This is a genomic window from Streptomyces sp. NPDC031132 (assembly GCF_055570595.1).
Map to the genome: position 1 here is coordinate 18,534 of NZ_JBVIGX010000029.1, position 17,208 is coordinate 35,741.

The 17,208-nt window shown below is 69.9% G+C and carries 21 protein-coding genes; 8 read left to right on the top strand and 13 right to left on the bottom strand.

What is annotated here, in order from left to right:
- Positions 1-120 precede the first annotated feature (120 nt).
- From ACZ49B_RS30475 to ACZ49B_RS30490, 4 genes are all read left to right on the top strand, one after another.
- Positions 121-918: a VOC family protein gene (locus ACZ49B_RS30475; protein WP_468312081.1), complete on the top strand. Its 798-nt coding sequence runs from the start codon at positions 121-123 to the stop codon at positions 916-918.
- 233 nt (positions 919-1,151) lie between these two features.
- Positions 1,152-1,595 (top strand): hypothetical protein, encoded by a 444-nt coding sequence (locus ACZ49B_RS30480; protein WP_468311976.1) that lies wholly within the window; start codon positions 1,152-1,154, stop codon positions 1,593-1,595.
- Entirely contained in the window at positions 1,592-2,995 is a 1,404-nt protein-coding gene (locus tag ACZ49B_RS30485; RefSeq protein WP_468311978.1) for a hypothetical protein, read from the top strand. Before ACZ49B_RS30480 ends, ACZ49B_RS30485 begins: the two co-directional genes overlap by 4 nt.
- Positions 2,992-3,318 (top strand): hypothetical protein, encoded by a 327-nt coding sequence (locus ACZ49B_RS30490; RefSeq protein ID WP_468311980.1) that lies wholly within the window; start codon positions 2,992-2,994, stop codon positions 3,316-3,318. The genes ACZ49B_RS30485 and ACZ49B_RS30490 overlap by 4 nt, the downstream gene beginning before the upstream one ends.
- Positions 3,319-3,370: 52 nt before the next feature.
- Here ACZ49B_RS30490 and ACZ49B_RS30495 read toward each other — a convergent pair whose 3' ends face one another.
- From ACZ49B_RS30495 to ACZ49B_RS30515, 5 genes are all read right to left on the bottom strand, one after another.
- Positions 3,371-4,678 carry a dicarboxylate/amino acid:cation symporter gene (locus ACZ49B_RS30495; RefSeq protein WP_468311982.1) on the bottom strand — a complete coding sequence of 436 codons (1,308 nt, stop codon included), beginning with the start codon at positions 4,676-4,678 and terminating at the stop codon, positions 3,371-3,373.
- Between the two features lie 315 nt (positions 4,679-4,993).
- Positions 4,994-5,299 carry a DUF4229 domain-containing protein gene (locus ACZ49B_RS30500; protein ID WP_389414484.1) on the bottom strand — a complete coding sequence of 102 codons (306 nt, stop codon included), beginning with the start codon at positions 5,297-5,299 and terminating at the stop codon, positions 4,994-4,996.
- A gap of 95 nt (positions 5,300-5,394) precedes the next feature.
- Positions 5,395-5,919: a GNAT family N-acetyltransferase gene (locus ACZ49B_RS30505; RefSeq protein ID WP_468311983.1), complete on the bottom strand. Its 525-nt coding sequence runs from the start codon at positions 5,917-5,919 to the stop codon at positions 5,395-5,397.
- A gap of 118 nt (positions 5,920-6,037) precedes the next feature.
- On the bottom strand, positions 6,038-7,201 hold the full coding sequence (mqnE, locus tag ACZ49B_RS30510; RefSeq protein ID WP_468312084.1) for an aminofutalosine synthase MqnE: 1,164 nt from the start codon (positions 7,199-7,201) through the stop codon (positions 6,038-6,040).
- 66 nt (positions 7,202-7,267) lie between these two features.
- Positions 7,268-7,723 (bottom strand): Lrp/AsnC family transcriptional regulator, encoded by a 456-nt coding sequence (locus ACZ49B_RS30515; protein WP_030302184.1) that lies wholly within the window; start codon positions 7,721-7,723, stop codon positions 7,268-7,270.
- Positions 7,724-7,861: 138 nt separating this feature from the next.
- Between ACZ49B_RS30515 and ACZ49B_RS30520 the strand changes: the two genes are divergently transcribed.
- Entirely contained in the window at positions 7,862-7,996 is a 135-nt protein-coding gene (locus ACZ49B_RS30520; RefSeq protein ID WP_266626677.1) for a hypothetical protein, read from the top strand.
- On the opposite strand, the gene ACZ49B_RS30525 is transcribed toward ACZ49B_RS30520, so the two are convergent.
- Positions 7,993-8,676: a UbiX family flavin prenyltransferase gene (locus ACZ49B_RS30525; protein WP_468311985.1), complete on the bottom strand. Its 684-nt coding sequence runs from the start codon at positions 8,674-8,676 to the stop codon at positions 7,993-7,995. The genes ACZ49B_RS30520 and ACZ49B_RS30525 overlap by 4 nt on opposite strands.
- An 89-nt stretch (positions 8,677-8,765) precedes the next feature.
- Here ACZ49B_RS30525 and ACZ49B_RS30530 point away from each other — a divergent pair, with 89 nt between their 5' ends.
- Complete coding sequence (locus ACZ49B_RS30530; RefSeq protein WP_468311987.1) at positions 8,766-9,359, top strand: rhomboid family intramembrane serine protease; 594 nt, start codon at positions 8,766-8,768, stop codon at positions 9,357-9,359.
- Between the two features lie 3 nt (positions 9,360-9,362).
- On the opposite strand, the gene ACZ49B_RS30535 is transcribed toward ACZ49B_RS30530, so the two are convergent.
- The 4 genes from ACZ49B_RS30535 to ACZ49B_RS30550 all read right to left on the bottom strand — a co-directional run bounded on the left by ACZ49B_RS30535 (position 9,363) and on the right by ACZ49B_RS30550 (position 12,876).
- A complete protein-coding gene (locus tag ACZ49B_RS30535; RefSeq protein WP_468311989.1) occupies positions 9,363-9,950 on the bottom strand; it encodes a Uma2 family endonuclease in 588 nt (195 codons plus the stop codon).
- A gap of 78 nt (positions 9,951-10,028) precedes the next feature.
- Entirely contained in the window at positions 10,029-10,949 is a 921-nt protein-coding gene (gene mqnP, locus ACZ49B_RS30540; RefSeq protein ID WP_468311991.1) for a menaquinone biosynthesis prenyltransferase MqnP, read from the bottom strand.
- The gene (locus tag ACZ49B_RS30545; protein ID WP_468311993.1) at positions 10,946-11,422 is read right to left on the bottom strand and encodes a hypothetical protein; all 477 of its coding nucleotides are present in this window, start codon (positions 11,420-11,422) and stop codon (positions 10,946-10,948) included. The genes mqnP and ACZ49B_RS30545 overlap by 4 nt, the downstream gene beginning before the upstream one ends.
- Positions 11,419-12,876 (bottom strand): menaquinone biosynthesis decarboxylase, encoded by a 1,458-nt coding sequence (locus tag ACZ49B_RS30550; protein ID WP_352216598.1) that lies wholly within the window; start codon positions 12,874-12,876, stop codon positions 11,419-11,421. Before ACZ49B_RS30550 ends, ACZ49B_RS30545 begins: the two co-directional genes overlap by 4 nt.
- Before the next feature lie 90 nt (positions 12,877-12,966).
- On the opposite strand from ACZ49B_RS30550, the gene ACZ49B_RS30555 reads away from it, so the two are divergent.
- A complete protein-coding gene (locus tag ACZ49B_RS30555; protein WP_468311995.1) occupies positions 12,967-13,299 on the top strand; it encodes a PLD nuclease N-terminal domain-containing protein in 333 nt (110 codons plus the stop codon).
- 69 nt (positions 13,300-13,368) lie between these two features.
- Positions 13,369-13,893 (top strand): hypothetical protein, encoded by a 525-nt coding sequence (locus ACZ49B_RS30560; RefSeq protein ID WP_468311997.1) that lies wholly within the window; start codon positions 13,369-13,371, stop codon positions 13,891-13,893.
- Here ACZ49B_RS30560 and ACZ49B_RS30565 read toward each other — a convergent pair.
- From ACZ49B_RS30565 to resB, 3 genes are read right to left on the bottom strand one after another with little or no spacing between them, the layout of a single operon-like run.
- Complete coding sequence (locus tag ACZ49B_RS30565; RefSeq protein WP_468311999.1) at positions 13,869-14,372, bottom strand: SRPBCC domain-containing protein; 504 nt, start codon at positions 14,370-14,372, stop codon at positions 13,869-13,871. The genes ACZ49B_RS30560 and ACZ49B_RS30565 overlap by 25 nt on opposite strands.
- 25 nt (positions 14,373-14,397) lie before the next feature.
- Positions 14,398-15,486, bottom strand: coding sequence for a c-type cytochrome biogenesis protein CcsB (gene ccsB, locus ACZ49B_RS30570; RefSeq protein WP_468312001.1), 1,089 nt, complete (start codon positions 15,484-15,486; stop codon positions 14,398-14,400).
- On the bottom strand, positions 15,483-17,198 hold the full coding sequence (resB, locus tag ACZ49B_RS30575; RefSeq protein ID WP_468312003.1) for a cytochrome c biogenesis protein ResB: 1,716 nt from the start codon (positions 17,196-17,198) through the stop codon (positions 15,483-15,485). The genes ccsB and resB overlap by 4 nt, the downstream gene beginning before the upstream one ends.
- Positions 17,199-17,208: the final 10 nt, after the last annotated feature.

Here is a 17,208-nt window from a genome sequence, read left to right on the forward strand (position 1 = left end):
CGGCCGACCATAGCCGAGGAGTCGCACATTCATCCGTACGGCCCGATTCGGGCCGCGCGAGCGGGGTAGGGACGGGCCGTCCAACTCTCATCGGTAGCCCCGGAGGCATCCGTGCCCGAAATGAACGGCCCCTACCAGGCCGGTACCCCCTGCTGGATCGACCTGATGGTCCCCGACCAGCAGGCCGCCCTCGACTTCTACCGCGACCTCTTCGGCTGGCAGGGGGAGGTCGGCCCGCCGGAGACCGGCGGCTACTCCGTCTGCACCCTCAAGGGCAAGCCGGTGGCCGGGATCATGAAGGCGATGAACCCCGACGGGACGGTGCCGGACCCGATGCCGCCGACCGCGTGGACCACGTACCTGGCCACCAACGACGTCGACGCCACCCTCAAGGCGGTCACCGACGCGGGCGGCTCGGTGATGATGGGCGCGATGGACGTCATGGACCTCGGGCGGATGGCCGTCATCACCGACCCGACCGGCGCCGTGGTCGGCCTGTGGCAGTACGGGACCTTCCCCGGCGCGGGCATCGTCAACGAGCACGGCGCGCTGATCTGGAACGAGCTGAACACCGGCGACACCGACGCCGCCGCCGCGTTCTACTCGACCGTACTGCCGGTCACCACGGTCCCGTCGCAGATGCCGGGCGCCGAGGGGTACAAGGAGTTCAAGGTCGGCGAGCGCGCGGTCGGCGGGATGATGGACCTCTCCGCCCTGCCGGCCGGGGTTCCGCCGCACTGGCTGCCGTACTTCCACGTCGACGACGTCGACAGCATCCAGGCGGCCGCGGAGCGGGCCGGCGGCAGCGTCATGGCCCCGGCATTCGACATGGCGGCCGGGCGGATGGCGGTCCTCGCCGACTCCCAGGGCGGGACCTTCGCGGTGATCACCGCCACCGAGCCGGAGCAGCCCGCCTAGGGGGTGTCGTCTAAGTAGCGTCGTCCGCCCGTGAGGGCGGCCAGACGGGACTTTGACGACACCCCTAGCGGGGGCGGCTCGTTGCCCCGGGCGTGACGCCGGTTCGGCCGTTGCGGCCGGGGCAACGGGCAGCCACTTCCCCTGCTCGGAACCGTACGCGCTCATTCCGCGTCCCAGATGAACATGATCAATCAATTCTGGTCATGTCCGGTTATCAACTACCCAGGGGACACATGTCGTTCGACACGGAATGGGCTCAGCACAAGGCCGCCGTACTCGCGCAGCAGTCGCCCGCCATGCGCCTCAACCACGTGCCCGCCGAGGCGGGCGCCCCGGGCAGCCCGGCCGGGAGCCTCGTCGCCGGGGCCCAGTCCATCAACGGCAACGCCAACCTGCTGATCGAGATCGCCGCGCTCCTCCACGAGGGCCGGCCCGACGGCGACGCCGGCACCATGGCCCGCGCGCCGCGGGCCCACGCGGACGTCTCGGCGGAAGCGCTGCGCTTCGCCCGCTTCGCCGACGACCAGTTCAAGGACACGATCAACCTGTTCGCCGCCCTGGCCACCAAGCTCAAGACCACCGGAACCAGTTTCGCCCAGGTGGACGACGGGACGGCACGCAATTTCCTCAACGGCATCCTCGACGGCGGCCAGTACGTGAAGCCGGAGTCGAAGTGAGCCTGAGCCACCGCAAGGACGTCGAGTTCCTGGAGGAGTGCAACCCTGCGCTGGTGGAACGCAACGCCGCCGAGTTCAAGCGGCTGCGCGATCTGCTGGTGCAGGCCGAGGAGCCCGCGCGGCGCGCGGAGACCGGTACGCAATGGCAGAGCGACGGCAGCCACACGTACACCGACCGCCTGTCGGAGGCCCGGCAGCTCGTGCTGCACATGGCCGAGGGGTACGACAAGGCCTCGAGCGCGCTGCACGCGTACGCGGCGGCCCTGACGACCGCCAAGTCGCACTACGGGAACGGCAAGCGCACCGAGCGCAAGCTCGCGGCGCTCATCGCCACGAAGGGCACGGCGATCACGCGGACGGCGCAAGAGGCGGAGCCGATGCGCCAGTGGGAGGACATGCGGGCGACGACCGGGGTCATGGACTTCTTCGCCGAGCTGACCATGGACGTGGACGACATCCGCGAGGAGGCGAACCGGCTCCACGACGACGCGGGCGGCAGCTTCCACCAGGCCAAGACGGCCGAGCAGGAGGCGCGCAGCGTGTGCGTGCACGCGCTGAAGCAGGCGTACGAGCTGCTGCCCGAGTTCAAGGTGAAGAGCGGTGCCGGCGGTGGCGGCGGCGGGGTCGACGTCTACGCGGCGATGGCCGACATCCGCCGCGAGGCGGCGGAGGCCCGGACCAACCCCCTGACGCACCTGCCCGGCAGCGGCCCGAAGAAGGAGATGACGGGCCCGGTCGGGAACGAGCCGGTCTCCCCCGAGCTGCGCGACATCAGGATGCGGGTGGCGGGGCTGCCGGAGGCGGACGACAACTACTGGGACCCGCCGCAGTCGGACGAGGGGCGGGCGGAGTGGATCCGCAACAACAAGGAGATCCTGCGGGCGGCCGCGCAGCGGGCGGGGCTGCCGGAGGAGATGGTCGCCGGCATCGCCTGGAAGGAGGTCGGCGGACAGCCGGGGATCTTCGACGACGGCGTGGACTTCTTCCGCCAGGCGGCGGACGCCCCGTGGGGCCTGAGCCCGATCACGGCCGAGAACCTGCCGGACCGGGCGGGCGGCAAGCCGGACGAGACCTCCTTCGGCCCGATCGCGGTCCAGCTGCGGCGCGGGGCGGAGGTCCTGGGCTACGACCCGGAGAACCTCACGGACCAGCAGCGCAACGTGGTGAAGTCGGCGCTCCAGGACCCCAAGCAGAACGCGTTCATAGCCGCGGGCTTCCTGGCCCAGATCAAGGAGGAGACCGGCTGTGCGAACGTCCCGGCGGACCAGCTGACCGAGGCTCAGATGCAGGAGATCGCCGCCCGCTACAACGGCGGCCCGTACTGGGAGTCGAAGAAGGCCCAGGACTACGGCGATGATTTCCGGAACAACCTCGGCAACGTGAAGAAGGCAATGCAATGACGTACGGGAGCGGGCGCGAGAGCATCGACCTGCCCGAAGACCGGGGCTGCCTCCAGTGGGTGCTGGGCGTCCCCCTGGGCCTGATCCACCTCCTGAACGCCGTCGCCGTGTTCGCGGCCCTGTACGCCGGGCCGCAGGGCGAGTGGGACGACCAGGGCTACGCGGGCGTCAGCGCGATGTGCCTGATCTCCATGTCGCTGAGCGTGCTGGGCCTGCTGATCACGCTCATCCCGAACGTCCGCCGCACCATGGGCCTGTGGTGGCTGGCCCCGCCGCTCATCCTCGGCGTGACCGCCTTCATCCGCGGCGAGACGCTGGGCTGAACGCACCGCAGCCCCCGCCCTGACGGGGGCGGGGGCTGCGGGGTGGGGACGGTCAGGCGGGGACGGGGACCGCGGCGGGCTCGTCCAGCGGGGAGGACGAGGCGGCCTCGTAGGCCTTCTTGTCCAGGATTCCCTCGCGGGCCGCGACCACGACCGGGACCAGCGCCTGGCCGGCGACGTTGGTGGCGGTGCGCATCATGTCCAGGATCGGGTCGATCGCCATCAGCAGGCCGACGCCCTCCAGGGGCAGGCCCAGGGTGGAGAGGGTCAGCGTCAGCATGACCGTGGCGCCGGTCAGGCCGGCCGTGGCGGCCGAGCCGACGACCGAGACGAAGGCGATCAGCAGGTAGTCGGTGATCGTCAGCTGGACGTCGAAGATCTGCGCGATGAAGATCGCTGCGAGCGCCGGGTAGATCGCGGCGCAGCCGTCCATCTTGGTGGTGGCGCCGAACGGGACGGCGAAGGAGGCGTACTCCTTCGGGACGCCGAGGCGCTCGGTGACCTTCTGGGTGACCGGCATGGTGCCGACCGACGAGCGGGAGACGAAGGCCAGCTGGATCGCGGGCCAGGCGCCCTTGAAGAACTGGATCGGGTTGACCTTGGCGACCGTCGCGAGGAGCAGCGGGTACACGCCGAACATCACGAGCGCCGAGCCGATGTACACGTCCGCGGTGAAGGTCGCGTACTTGCCGATGAGTTCCCAGCCGTACGAGGCGATCGCGGTGCCGATCAGGCCGACGGTGCCGATCGGGGCGAGGCGGATGACCCACCACAGGGCCTTCTGGAGCAGCTCCAGGACCGACTCGGCGACGTTCAGGAGCGGCTGCGCCTTGTTGCCGAGCTGGAGGGCGGCGATCCCGGCGACGGCGGCCAGGAAGACGATCTGGAGCACGTTCAGCTCGGTGAACGGCGTGATGACGTCCTTCGGGACGATGCCGGTCAGGAAGTCGAGCCAGGAGCCGGTGCGCTTGGGGAGCTTGCCGTCCTGCGGGGTGAGGCCGGTGCCGGCGCCCGGGTTGGTCAGCAGGCCGATCGCGAGGCCGATGCCGACCGCGATCAGCGAGGTGATCATGAACCAGAGCAGCGTGCGCGAGGCGAGGCGGGCGGCGTTGTTCACCTTCCGCAGGTTGGTGATGGACACCAGGATCGCGAAGAAGACGAGGGGGGCCACGGCCAGCTTCAGCAGCTGGACGAAGATGTCGCCGATCTGCTCGAGGGTCTTGGCGAGCCAGCTGACGTCCTGGCTGCGGGCGAGCCAGCCGAACAGGACACCGAGCACGAGGCCGGTGACGATCTGGGCCCAGAACGGGAACTTGAAAGAGGCCTTGGCGGGGGCCTGAGGGGTCGCGGACACGGACACACTCCGGGGGTGATGCGCAAAGAAAGTGGGGAAGGTGGAACGGCGCGGACTCAGCGACAGCCACAACAGGCCGCGGACACGCGGCGGCAGAGGTCGACGTGCAGGCGCGCCACGAGCAGGACACCCGTGGTCATTTCATGCGCAACTGTGGTCAACATGTTTAACACGCTAACACTTTCCCTTTGAGGATCTCAAAGGTGCACTTTGAGACAGGGGGCCGCCAGGAGCCCCCCGAAACGCCGAACCGCCCCAGCGCACGAGGGAAGTTCCCGGTGCTGGGGCGGTTCGGTGCGTTTTGGTGTGTGACGGAGCTAACTACGCGCGGGCGGCGTCGTCGGCCGCGTCCTCCTGGGAGCGGTTCGCGGCGAGCCGCTCCTTCGCACCCGCGACGCGTCCGGAGATCTGCGTGGACATCTCGTCACGCTGCTTGCGCAGGAGCACGAAGGACAGCGGCGCGGAGATCACGAGGGCGAGCAGCACGACCCAGGCGGGGTTGGCGTCGCCGAGACCGGCGGGCACCCAGCCCACGTTGACCAGGACGGAGACCAGGACGAGGCATCCGACGAAGATGCCCAGGCGCATCGCGGTGTAGCGGATCGTTGCGCTCGGCTTGAGGGACACGGTGACCCCTTCTCTCTCGTCGGTACGTCGGTACGTCGTCAGGTGCCCGTCCAGTGAAGCACGCCGCAGGTACGGACAAACCCGCCGGGGGTCGGTCAGTGCAGCGGCAGCAGCATCGTGACGTCGTCGCGGTCGTCGCCCGGGGCCACCCGGATGGCGTCCGGGATCCGGCCGACCTCCTTGTAGCCGCAGGCCGCGTAGAAGTGCTCCAGGCCCATCCCGCCGCGGCAGCTGAGCCGGATCGCCTCGATGCCCTCGAAGGAGCGCGCGGCGTCGGCGACGGCCGCCATCAGCGCCCGGCCGGCGCCCTGCCCCTGGAGGCCTGGGCTGACCATCACGGTGTAGGCCCAGACCCAGTGCGTCTGCAACCGGTGCGTGTTGAACGCGAGGACCGCGGCGGCCAGCACCCGCCCGTCCGCATCACGGCCGACGACCAGCCGGTGGCGCCCCTCGGCCATCGCGACGAGGTGCTTGACCAGCTCGGGCCGGATGTCCTCGGCGGTGACGGGCGGCACGAATCCGACCGCGCCTCCGGCGTTGGAGACCTCGGTCCAGAGTGCGGCGACGCCGTCGCGCAGCGCGGGGTCGACGACCGGGTCGACCGTAAAGGTAAGGGTCATGGATGGAGATTATCTATTACCGGCTGCCTCGGCAACGGAAAAGGCCACCGACACGCGGAGAGCCCCGGTCCTCGTGGGACCGGGGCTCTTCAGGCCGTTGGCCAAGCCTTCGGGCGCGTCAGACGCGCATCGCCTGCGGGGTCTCGCGCAGGGAGGCGTCCGGGCCGGGGTACTCGCGGATGATCTCGTAGCGCGTGTTCCGCTCGACCGGGCGGAAGCCCGCCTCGCGGATCAGCTCGAGCAGGTCGTCACGGCCGAGCTTGTTCGGCGTGCCGTAGTTGTCCGCGTCGTGCGTGATCTTGTACTCGACGACCGAGCCGTCCATGTCGTCCGCACCGTGCTGCAGCGCCAGCTGGGCGGTCTGCACGCCGTGCATCACCCAGAACACCTTGACGTGCGGCACGTTGTCGAACAGCAGCCGCGAGACGGCGAAGGTCTTCAGCGCCTCCGCGCCCGTCGCCATCGTCGTCCGCGCCTGGAGCTTGTTGCGGACCTTGCCGTCCTGCATGTCCACGAAGTCGTGCTGGTAGCGCAGCGGGATGAAGACCTGGAAGCCGCCGGTCTCGTCCTGGAGCTCGCGCAGCCGCAGCACGTGGTCCACGCGGTGGCGCGGCTCCTCGATGTGCCCGTACAGCATCGTGCTCGGGGTCTTGAGACCCTTCTCGTGCGCGAGCCGGTGGATGCGCGACCAGTCCTCCCAGTGGGTGCGGTGGTCGACGATGTGCTGGCGGACCTCCCAGTCGAAGATCTCCGCGCCGCCGCCGGTGAGCGACTCCAGACCGGCCTCGATCAGCTCGTCCAGGATGTCGGAGGCCGACATCCCGGAGATCGTCTCGAAGTGGTGGATCTCGGTCGCCGTGAACGCCTTCAGCGAGACGTTCGGCAGCGCCTCCTTCAGCGCGGAGAGGGAGCGCGGGTAGTACCGCCACGGCAGGCTGGGGTGCAGGCCGTTGACGATGTGCAGCTCGGTGAGGTTCTCGTTCTCCATGGCCTTGGCCAGGCGCACGGCCTCCTCGATGCGCATCGTGTACGCGTCCTTCTCGCCCGGCTTGCGCTGGAACGAGCAGTAGGCGCACGAAGCGGTGCACACGTTCGTCATGTTGAGGTGGCGGTTCACGTTGAAGTGGACGACGTCGCCGTTCTTGCGCATGCGCACCTCGTGGGCGAGGCCGCCCAGCCAGGCCAGGTCGTCGGACTCGTAGAGGGCGATACCGTCCTCACGCGTCAGCCGCTCGCCGGAGCGGACCTTCTCCTCCAGCTCGCGCTTGAGCCCAGCGTCCATTCCGGTCATCCCGGTCGTCTCCTCTACGCGTCCCGTCCTGCCTGCAAACCGCCACCCACCGTACTCTTAGCGCTCCTCGGGCAGGTCCCCGACCCGGTTCTCCCACTTGGTGGAGAGCACGATGGTGGTACGGGTGCGGGAGACGCCCTTGGTGCTGGAGAGCTTGCGGATGATCCGCTCCAGCCCGTCCACGTCCCCGGCCCGCACCTTGAGCATGTACGAGTCGTCGCCGGCGATGAACCAGCAGTCCTCGATCTCCGCCAGGTCGCGCAGCCGGCGGGCCACGTCCTCGTGGTCCGCGGCGTCGGAGAGGGAGATGCCGATCAGCGCCGTGACGCCGAGGCCGAGCGAGGCCGCGTCGACGGTCGCGCGGTAGCCGGTGATCACGCCGGCCGACTCGAGCCGGTTGATCCGGTCGGTGACGCTGGGGCCGGAGAGGCCCACGAGCCGGCCCAGCTCCGCGTACGAGGCACGTCCGTTCTCCCGGAGTGCCTGGATGAGCTGCCTATCCACCGCGTCCATATACCTGGAGCCTTCCATTATTCGGCGATCCCGCAAGTTTACGTATAGAATCAAAGGCGCACAGGGTCAACACCCTGTGAATCTTTCAACAGATCGGCGATGATCTCGCAGATCTGACGACATCAGGAGTGGTTCACCGTGTACACGATCGAGATGGCCTACGCGCACATGCGACAGCTCCAGGAGCTGGCCAACCGATCCCGCACCGACCAGCCCGCCGCCGCCCACCGCGTCGACCGGACCCGCAAGCCGAGCACGGCGAAGAAGCGCTAGTCACTGCTTGCCTCCCGGGGGCGGGAGCCACCGAGCTCCCCCTCCCACCGGCGGTACAGCTCGTGCGGCACCCCTGCCGCGTCGAGCACCCGCCCCGCGACGAAATCCACCAGGTCCTGGATGTGCGTCGCACCCGCATAGAACGCCGGAGAGGCGGGCAGCACCACTGCGCCCGCCTCGTCCAGCGCCACCAGATGCCGCAGCGTCTGCCCGTTCAGCGGGGTCTCCCGCACCGCGACCACCAGCCGGCGCCGCTCCTTGAGCGTCACGCTCGCGACGCGCTGGAGCAGGTCCTTCGACAGTCCGAGCGCCACCCCCGCCACACAGGCCGTGGACGCCGGCACGATCAGCATCCCCTTCACGGGGTACGAGCCCGAGCTCGGCCCGGCGGCCAGGTCGCCGGCGCCCCAGTAGCGGACGTCGTCCAGTTCCGGCCGGGCGAAGGTCGCGGGCTTGCCGTCCGCCCCGTGCTCGAGCCAGGCGGCGAGATCGTCGCGCCAGTGCGCGTCGCGGAAGGCGATCCCGGTCTCGTCCAACAGGGTCAGCCGCGAGGCCCGGCTGACCACCAGGTCCACGCCCTCCCCCGCCGCCAGCAGTCCGCGGACCACCGCCGCCGCGTACGGCGTCCCGGACGCCCCGGAAACCCCTACCACCCACGGGGTGCGCTTGCCGTCAGTCATAGCTCCGAGACTATCCGGCCACTGCAAAACGACGCTGAGTAAGGTGACCTCAGCGTCGACGGGTGGTCGACGGGCAGGGGGATCGAGACATGGCCGAGATGCACCTGGAGGAGTGGAGCCAGGCCGAACGGGCCAAGGCCGCCGGGAAGCTGATGCTGGGCTGGGTGGGCCTGCTGTGGCTGATCGAGGTGGTCGACCTGGCCACCGGGCACGCGCTCGACGCGTACGGCATCGTCCCGCGCACCGCCGACGGACTGACCGGGATCCCGCTGTCCCCGTTCCTCCACTTCGGCTTCGACCACGTGGCGTCCAACAGCGTGCCGCTGCTGGTGCTGGGGTTCGTCGCCGCGTTGAGCGGGATCCGACGGTTCCTCGTGCTGTGCGCGGTGGTCGTGCTCGTGGACGGCCTCGGGGTGTGGCTGGTTTCCGCGTCGAACACCGTCACGGCCGGGGCCTCGGGGCTGGTGTTCGGGCTCTTCGGCTATCTGCTGGTCCGCGGGTTCGTGGAGCGGCGGGTGCTGGGGGTGCTGGTCGGCGTCGCGATCGCCGCGTACTGGGGCGCCGGGATCGTCACCGGCATCCTGCCGACGAACACCACGGTCAGCTGGCAGGGCCACCTCTTCGGCCTCCTGACGGGCGTGGCCGGCGCGTTCCTCCTCGGCCGTCGGACCACTCAGGGGTAAGGCCTAAGGGGCGGTTCCACCCGGGTCCACGGGCAAGGCCGAGGTGTCCACGGAGATCTTTCCGATGCCCGTCTCGACGACGACCGCCCCGCCGTACGGAATCACGTCCCGCCCGAGGTAGCCCTCCGGACCGGGGTTCCACAGGGTCACGCACTGCGCCTTGTACGGGTCGAAGATCAGGTAGTGCGGGATCCCGCGGCGGGCATAGGCGCGGTCCTTGATCTCGTAGTCGTTGCGGATGCTGCCGCGGGAGACCACCTCGACAGCCAGCTCCACCAGATCGGGCGGGTACGCGCTGAGGTTCTTGTCCGCCTCGACCGCGGGCACCACGGCCAGGTCGGGACAGAACTCGTTCTCGCCGTCGAAGGGAATCGCGACGTCGCTGAGGAAGCCCCATTCCGGGCCCAGCTGGGCCTCCAGATCGTTCCACAGCAGACGAATGGTCCGGCCGTGGTGCGGCTTGAGCGGACTCATCACGATGGCGCCCTCGACAATCTCCATCCGGTACCCGGGGAACATGTCCTCGAACCGGCTGAGCTGTGAGTGCAGGCGGTCGCTGTCCGAGACGGTCACGTCGGCCTCCCTGTCCATGCACTCGATGGTAGGCCGGACGCTACTCACCGGGTCGGACTCCGAACCACGGGTTTCGGCGGCGGCCACACCATCGGGTTACAGCGTCAGGCCGCGGGCCACCAGGTCCGCCAGGGCGCAGACGAAGAGCGCCATCCCGATGAAACCGTTCACCGTGAAGAAGGCGCGGTTCAGGCGGGACAGGTCGTGCGGCTTCACGATCGTGTGCTCGTAGAGGAAGGCCGCGACCACGATCAGCAGGCCGCACCAGAACAGCGGGCCGGCGTCCGTCGCCACGGCGTACCACGCCAGCAGGGCCGTCGTCACCGCGTGCGCGCCCCGCGCGCCCCACAGGGCCGCCGGGACACCGAACCGCGCCGGGACGGACTTGACGCCGTCCGCGCGGTCCGCGGCCACGTCCTGGCAGGCGAAGATCAGGTCGAAGCCGCCGATCCACACGCCCACGGCCAGGCCCAGGATCACCGCGTCCCAGGACCACTCGCCGGTGATCGCCAGCCACGCCCCGACCGGCCCGATCGCCTGGGCCAGGCCCAGGATGGCGTGCGGGAAGTTCGTGAACCGCTTGCCGTACGGGTACACCACCATCGGGATCACCGCGACCGGCGCCAGCGCCAGGCAGAGCGGGTTCAGCAGCGCAGCCGAGCCGAGGAACACGGCCAGCGCGATCCCGGCGCCGGTCCAGGCCGACCGTACGGACACGGCGCCCGTGACGAGCTCGCGCCCGGCCGTACGCGGGTTCCGCGCGTCGATCTCCCGGTCGATGATCCGGTTCGCGGCCATCGCGAAGGTGCGCAGCCCCACCATGCAGACGGTGACGAGCAGCAGCTCGGCCCAGTGCATGGTCCGGTCGAGCTGGAACATGGCCGTGAGCGCCGCGATGTACGCGAACGGCAGCGCGAAGACCGAGTGCTCGATCATCACGAGCCGCAGGAACGCCTTCACCCTGCCGGGTGCCTGCGGCGCGGGGCCGGGGCCGATGACTCCGTCAGCGGTGGTCATGCGAGGGCTCTCCGGAAGTCTTCGATGTCGGCGCGGAGCGCGTCCGCGTCCAGGGACGGGATCTCCAGCGTGACCGGGGACAGCTCCTCGCCCTCGGGCGGGGTGACGGTGCACACGAAGCGGCAGTCCTCGCCGCCCTCGCCCGGGTAGGCCTGGAGGCGCAGCACCTCGCCCGCCCCGACGATGAACGGGCCGCTCTCGAAGGAGAGCTCGGCCAGGAGCCGGTCGGCGAAGTCCTCGGCTTCCGCGTCCCTGAGGCCCGGCAGCTCGAAGCCGCCGCCCTCTCTGGTCTCCGCTTCCCACATCAGTGCCCAGACGTTGCCGGGCCCCGCGAATTCCTCCGGCGTGACGCCGGCCTGCTCGGCCGCCGCGCGGACCTCGGGGTCGGCCGGGTCCAGGCACGGGCGCACGACGGCGACGTACGTGGTGTCGGTACCGATGAAGAGGGCGGGTCCGCCCATGGCCGTGCTCACAGTCCGTACTCCTTCCAGCGGCGGTCCACCAGCGCGGCGGTGGCCGGGTCGGACTCCACCATGTCGGGCCAGCCGCCGTCGCGGGTGTAGCCCTCCTCGGGGAGCTTCTTCGTCGCGTCGATGCCCGCCTTGCCGCCCCAGAACTGCTGGTACGAAGCGTGGTCGAGGTGGTCGACCGGGCCCTCCACCACCGTGAGGTCGCGGGAGTAGTCCGTGTTGCCGAGCGCCCGCCAGGACACCTCGTGCAGATCGTGGACGTCGCAGTCGGCGTCCACCACGATGATCAGCTTGGTCAGCGACATCATGTGCGCGCCCCAGATGGCGTGCATGACCTTCTGGGCGTGCTTCGGGTACTTCTTGTCGATCGAGACGATCGCGCAGTTGTGGAAGCCGCCCGACTCGGGCAGGTGGTAGTCCACGATGTCCGGGACGATGATCTTCAGCAGCGGGAGGAAGAAGCGCTCCGTCGCGCGGCCCAGCGGCCCGTCCTCGGTCGGCGGCCGGCCGACGACGATCGACTGGAGGAGCGGACGCTTCCGCATCGTCACGCAGTCGATCTTCAGCGCCGGGAAGGGCTCCTGCGGGGTGTAGAAGCCGGTGTGGTCGCCGAAGGGGCCCTCCGGCAGCATCTCGCCCGGCTCCAGCCAGCCCTCGATGACGACTTCGGCGTTGGCCGGGACCTGGAGCGGGACGGTCTTGCAGTCGACCATCTCGATCCGCTTGCCCGCGACGAACCCGGCGAAGAGGTACTCGTCGATGTCGCCGGGCAGCGGCGCGGTCGACGCGTACGTCACGGCCGGCGGGCAGCCGAAGGCGATCGCGACCGGCAGCCGCTCGCCGCGCTTGGCGGCGACCGCGTAGTGGTTGCGGCTGTCCTTGTGGATCTGCCAGTGCATGCCGATGGTGCGCTTGTCGTGGCGCTGGAGGCGGTAGAGGCCGAGGTTGCGCACGCCCGTCTCGGGGTGCTTGGTGTGGGTGAGGCCGAGGTTGAAGAAGGACCCGCCGTCCTTGGGCCAGGTGAAGAGCGCCGGGAGCTGGTCCAGGTCGACGTCGTCGCCGGTGAGGACGACCTCCTGGACGGGGGCGGCGTCGCCCTTCACCTTCTTCGGCGGCACGTGCACCATCGAGCCGAGCTTGCCGAACGCCTCGCGTACGCCGATGAATCCCTGCGGGAGCTCCGGCTTGAGCAGGCCGCCGATCTTCTCGCTGATCTCGCCGTACGACTTGAGGCCGAGGGCCTTCAGGAGGCGGCGGTCGGTCCCGAAGACGTTCATGGCCAGCGGCATCGCCGAGCCCTTGACGTTCTCGAAGAGGAGGGCGGGACCTCCCGCCTTGTTCACTCTGTCGACGATCTCCCCGACCTCGAGGTACGGGTCGACTTCGGCCTTGATGCGCTTGAGGTCGCCCTCCCGCTCCAGAGCCCGGAGCAGCGAGCGGAGATCGTCGTAAGCCATAGGGGCCAGTATCCGTCACCGACTAACCTGGGAGTGTCACCGGGGCCCGAGGCGGGTCCCCCGTCACTGCTGGGGAGTCGGTCCCACACCGTGCTGCGCTATCTGCCGTTCCTGCTGATCATCGCGCTGACCATCTACGCCTTCATCGACTGCCTGAACACCCCCGAGGAGGAGGTCAAGCACCTCCCCAAGGTGGTCTGGGTGATCATCATCCTGCTCTTCTCGATCGTCGGGCCGGTGGTGTGGCTGTTCGCGGGCAGGCAGCGGTCCGCGGTCGGCGGCGGCCGGGCGCGCCGGACGCAGTGGGTCGCGCCCGACGACAACCCGGAGTTCCTGAGGTCGCTCGGCGAGGAGCGCGAGAAGAACAAGGACCGGGACCGGGAAACGGACCGCGACACGGACCGCGACCGCGACAAGGACTGAGCGCCGCGGCGCCCCCGTGTGGCGCAGCGCACAATTGAACACGTTCAAGGCGGCTGCAACAATGGGCGGATGCCGGAGAACTGCGGAGGGCCGCGGGTCGTCGACACGATCCTGCGCAATCTGCTCGCGTACGGGGTCGCCGTCGCCGCCCTGCTCACCATGGCCGGCGGCAATCCGCACACCCACCACGCCGTCCCGGCCGTCTACGACGCGCGCAGCGACGAGATCGTCGGCACCTGGCGCTGCGTCGAGGGCACCGAGGTCGTCTTCCGGGCCGACGGGAGCGCCACCGTCACCCTCCTCGACGGGCAGGAGCGGGACTACGACCACGGCTGGCGGCTCTCCGGCTCCGGATCCTGGAAGCTGATCAGCCGCGAACCCGCCGGCTGGAACTACGGCCAGCACGTCCGCCTCCACCTGCCCGGGCCGGCCGTCGCCGGGGCCAGGGGCGGCGCAGCGGACCGGCGGGCCGCGCCCGCACGGTACATGTGGACCTTCGAGATGCGCCGCGACCACCGGCAGACGCTCGAGCTGTACTTCTTCCTCGGCGATCCGGGCGCGCGCAGCGCCTACGTCCTGGAGAAGGACGCGTAGGAGGCGCGCAGCTGCGCCCAACGGGCGTCCGTCCACCGGGACCAGTCCGCGGGATGGCCTTGCAGCGCGGATTCCAGCAGCTCGAAGTGGTGGTGCCAGCCGGCCAGGCAGTCGAGGCGGTCCTCGTCCGAACCGGCCCGCTCGTTCAGGAAGCGGATCACGGTCGAGTCCGTCCCCACCGCCTCCAGGTGGAAGCGGATCCGGCCGTGCTCGCTCACCGTGTACTCCACGACCCGCTCGACGTCCCAGGCCGTGACGTGGCCGGAGACCGTCGTCCCGCCGTTCAGCCAGCGCAGCGCGACGACCCCGCCGAGCCGGCGCTCCAGGACGTCCGCCGCGGCCAGCCAGCCGCGCAGCCCTTCGGGCGTGGTCAGGGCGGGCCACACGGTCTCGTACGCGCTCGGCACGTGGGCCTCGAAGCGCAGCAGCCAGCGGTTCCCGCCGCGGCTCTCACTGGTGGCATGACTCACGGGTGCCATGCCACCAGCGTCCCACTCCCGCGGGTCAGACGCCTGCGTACGAGTGCTTGCCGCTGAGCAGGATGTTCACGCCGTAGTAGTTCCAGATCCAGCAGGCGAAGGCGAAGAGCGCGAGGTACGCGGCCTTGCGGCCCTTCCAGCCGGCGGTGGCGCGGGCGTGCAGGTAGCAGGCGTACGCCACCCAGGTCACGAAGGACCAGACCTCCTTGGGGTCCCAGCCCCAGTAGCGGCCCCAGGCGTCGCCCGCCCAGATCGCGCCCGCGACGATGGTGAAGGTCCACAGCGGGAACACGGCCGCGTTGATGCGGTACGAGAACTTGTCGAGCGAGGCGGCCGAGGGCAGCCGCTCCAGCACCGAGGAGCGGAAGCGACCCGGCGTGCGGCCCTGCTCCAGGTGGCTCTCGTAGGAGTCGCGGAAGAGGTAGAGCACCGCGCCGGCAGCACCGATGTAGAAGACCGCGCCGCAGAAGATCGCGGTGGAGACGTGGATCCACAGCCAGTACGAGTGCAGGGCCGGGACCAGCTGGTCGCTGTCGGTGTAGAGCCAGGTGGTGGCGATGCCGAGGTCCAGCAGGACCGTGGTGACCAGGATCAGGCCGAGCCAGCGGACGTTCTTCTTCAGCGCCAGGAGCAGCAGGTAGGCGCCGACGGCGACGGTGGAGAAGGTCACCGAGAACTCGTACATGTTGCCCCAGGGGGCCCGCTGCACGGACATCGCGCGGGCGACCACGCCGGCCGCCTCGATGAGGAAGCCGAGCGCGGTCAGCGAGACCGCGATCCGGCCGTACAGGTCGCCGTTCTCGGTGCCGCCGGCCGCGCCGGGGCCGTCCGGGACGTCACGGGTTCCCGCGGCGGAGCGGGTGACGACCTTCGGCCTGTCGAGGACGGCCGTGCCCCCCTTGCCGCGCACCTGGACGGCGGGGGCGTCGCCGGCCCCGGCGCCCTTGGCGGCGGTCAGCGCCGCGGCCGTACGGCCCACCTTGCTGCGGCTGCCGAAGGTCCACTCGGCGATGTGGGCGAGGAAGGCGAGCGTGTAGACCGCCATCGACGAATAGACCAGGTAGTTGCTGATCTGAGCCAAGTTCTCGTTGACTTCGGCTGCGAGCGGCGTCATCCGCGCTCCCCTTCGACAGTGTCCTTGACAGGTTGGTCGGGCGCCGTGGGCGCCTGCTGGTGGAGGGTGGCGGCGAGCTGCCCCAGCTCCTCGGGGAGCTTGGCCGACTCGCTGCGGCCGAGGCCCGCCATCTCGACGACGGTCACGCCGTCCTTGCCGGTCACCGCGCGCACCCAGACCCGGCGGCGCTGGATGAACAGCGACGCGGCCAGGCCGCCGATGGCGGCGATCGCGCCCCCGAGGGCGAGGCCGCTGCCCGGCTGCCGGGTGACGGAGAAGGTGGCCCAGCGCTCGACGCCCTCGAACTTCACGGTGCCCGCGCCGTTCGGCAGCTCCATCGCCTCGCCGGGCAGCAGACGCTTCTTGAACAGCTGCCCGTCGGCGTCCTTGAACTCCTGCATTTTGGAGGTGTTCAGCTGGTACACGTTCTGCGGCAGGCCCGCGTCCACGCCCAGGCTGCCGTGGTAGGCGCTCAGTGCGAGGACGGGGAACTTCAGGTCCGGGAACTGGGAGAGCATCGTGCCCTTGCCCTCACCGGCGAAGGTCGGCACGAACATGGCGTTGAAGCCGAGCTGCTCCTTCTTGCCGTCCTTGTCGCTGTAGCCGTCCGGGACCTTCACCGCGCCGGAGGAGCTGAGGTTCGCGTCGAAGGGCAGCATCGGCACGGCGTCCTTGAAGACCACCTTGCCGGCCGGGTCGGTCACCGAGACGATCGGCGCGTAGCCGTGACCGAGCAGGTAGACCTTGGACCCGTCGACCTCCATCGGCTTGTTGACCTGGATCTCGCGCTTCTGCGGTGCGCCGTCCGGGCCGTCGCTGAAGGTGACGTACGCCTTGAAGTCGCGCGCGGTGCCCTTCTGCGGGCCGCTCTCCTCGTAGGTGGCGTCGAACTTGTCGAGCGTGAAGGAGAAGGGCGCCAGGTCGTCGGGGCTGAAGAAGCTGCCGTACTTGAAGTCGTCGTACTGGGTCAGCGTGTTCGCGAAGCCCTTGCCGCGCAGGACGAGCTTGCCGCCCTCGGACTTGAACAGCTGGCCCCAGGCGAACGCGACCAGCATCACGATCAGGGCGACGTGGAAGACCAGGTTCCCGGCCTCGCGCAGATAGCCCTTCTCGCCGGCGACGGAGCCCGTGCCGGCCTCGGTACGGAAACGCCGGCCGCCGAGGACGGTCTTCGCGTGTGCGAGCACCTCGTCGGGGGCCTTCTCCGTACGCCACGTCGCGTACGCGGGCAGCCGTTCGAGGCGCCTCGGGGCTCCGGGCGGGCGGCCGGTGAGCTGGCCGACGAACTGCCAGCTGCGCGGGACGATGCAGCCGATCAGCGAGATGAACAGCAGCAGGTAGATCGCGGAGAACCACACCGAGCTGTACACGTCGAAGAGCTGGAGCTTCTCGGCGAGCGGGACCCAGAAGGAGTGGTCCTTCTTCCACTGCGCCACCTTCATCGCGTCGACCTGGTTCTGCGGGACGAGCGAGCCCGGGATGGAGCCCAGGGAGAGCAGGAAGAGGAGGATCAGCGCCACCCGCATGGAGGTGAGCTGCCGCCAGAACCAGCGGATCCAGCCGATCACGCCGATGCCGACGGGCCCGCCGGTGTCCTCCGCGGGGGCGGTGGACAGCTGCGCGCCGGCGGCGGCTTCGCTTGCGTCTGCGGCGTCCGTGGCTTCCTCGGACGGGTTCGGCGCCTCGGTGGACGCCTTGTCTGTCGTACTCATGTGTGTGTAG

What these genes read in the sequence shown, in the direction of transcription:
- ACZ49B_RS30550 (WP_352216598.1), bottom strand. Translation starts at nt 12,876, where the DNA reads ATGGCTTACGACGATCTCCGCTCGCTGCTCCGGGCTCTGGAGCGGGAG.
- ACZ49B_RS30515 (WP_030302184.1), bottom strand. Translation starts at nt 7,723, where the DNA reads ATGGACGCGGTGGATAGGCAGCTCATCCAGGCACTCCGGGAGAACGGA.
- ACZ49B_RS30530 (WP_468311987.1), top strand. Translation starts at nt 8,766, where the DNA reads ATGGCCGAGATGCACCTGGAGGAGTGGAGCCAGGCCGAACGGGCCAAG.
- ccsB (WP_468312001.1), bottom strand. Translation starts at nt 15,486, where the DNA reads ATGACGCCGCTCGCAGCCGAAGTCAACGAGAACTTGGCTCAGATCAGC.
- ACZ49B_RS30490 (WP_468311980.1), top strand. Translation starts at nt 2,992, where the DNA reads ATGACGTACGGGAGCGGGCGCGAGAGCATCGACCTGCCCGAAGACCGG.
- ACZ49B_RS30505 (WP_468311983.1), bottom strand. Translation starts at nt 5,919, where the DNA reads ATGACCCTTACCTTTACGGTCGACCCGGTCGTCGACCCCGCGCTGCGC.
- ACZ49B_RS30535 (WP_468311989.1), bottom strand. Translation starts at nt 9,950, where the DNA reads ATGGACAGGGAGGCCGACGTGACCGTCTCGGACAGCGACCGCCTGCAC.
- mqnE (WP_468312084.1), bottom strand. Translation starts at nt 7,201, where the DNA reads ATGGACGCTGGGCTCAAGCGCGAGCTGGAGGAGAAGGTCCGCTCCGGC.
- resB (WP_468312003.1), bottom strand. Translation starts at nt 17,198, where the DNA reads ATGAGTACGACAGACAAGGCGTCCACCGAGGCGCCGAACCCGTCCGAG.
- ACZ49B_RS30480 (WP_468311976.1), top strand. Translation starts at nt 1,152, where the DNA reads ATGTCGTTCGACACGGAATGGGCTCAGCACAAGGCCGCCGTACTCGCG.
- ACZ49B_RS30560 (WP_468311997.1), top strand. Translation starts at nt 13,369, where the DNA reads ATGCCGGAGAACTGCGGAGGGCCGCGGGTCGTCGACACGATCCTGCGC.
- ACZ49B_RS30565 (WP_468311999.1), bottom strand. Translation starts at nt 14,372, where the DNA reads ATGGCACCCGTGAGTCATGCCACCAGTGAGAGCCGCGGCGGGAACCGC.
- ACZ49B_RS30525 (WP_468311985.1), bottom strand. Translation starts at nt 8,676, where the DNA reads ATGACTGACGGCAAGCGCACCCCGTGGGTGGTAGGGGTTTCCGGGGCG.
- mqnP (WP_468311991.1), bottom strand. Translation starts at nt 10,949, where the DNA reads ATGACCACCGCTGACGGAGTCATCGGCCCCGGCCCCGCGCCGCAGGCA.
- ACZ49B_RS30475 (WP_468312081.1), top strand. Translation starts at nt 121, where the DNA reads ATGAACGGCCCCTACCAGGCCGGTACCCCCTGCTGGATCGACCTGATG.